Raw genomic sequence first — 412 nt, 5'->3', positions numbered from 1 at the left:
GAAATCTTGTAGATATGCTTCGAACAATTCCATATCAGCATAATCAAGTTCGATTTTCGATCCGATGATTGTATTAGAAAATTCAAATAATTTCGATTCACAAAGAGGACAAGTGATAGGTTGCTTGTCCTCTTCAACTGAAAAACCTTCGCCGCACGTTGAACAAGTGTAGATATCCATTCGCATTTTCATTCCTCCTTTTCCTCACAAATTGCATAGAAGCCGCATTGACACTTCAACTTGGGAATAACCTTTATGGACCAAATTTCAAATCCGCATTCTTCACAAAAGAAACGATAGATCATAAAAGCATCCTCTTTTCTTTCATGCATTTGTATTCATGTTCTAATTCAGATATCGTCAATTCATAAAGTTGTCGACCGTCCTCCATTTTCACTCGACCTAATTGGAT

General features: G+C 36.4%; 1 protein-coding gene and 1 pseudogene. Both read right to left on the bottom strand.

What is annotated here, in order from left to right:
* Nucleotides 1-186: pseudogene (locus ETC00_RS20555) on the bottom strand (hypothetical protein); the annotation flags it as partial.
* 115 nt (nucleotides 187-301) lie between these two features.
* Nucleotides 302-412: a Fur-regulated basic protein FbpA gene (locus tag ETC00_RS20095; protein ID WP_371808939.1), complete on the bottom strand. Its 111-nt coding sequence runs from the start codon at nucleotides 410-412 to the stop codon at nucleotides 302-304.

It is taken from the genome of Brevibacillus sp. MCWH (assembly GCF_013096935.1).
Lineage (GTDB): Bacteria > Bacillota > Bacilli > Brevibacillales > Brevibacillaceae > Brevibacillus > Brevibacillus aydinogluensis.
The sequence above is the reverse complement of the archived record's forward strand: the minus strand, read 5'-3'. Positions and strand labels throughout refer to the sequence as shown.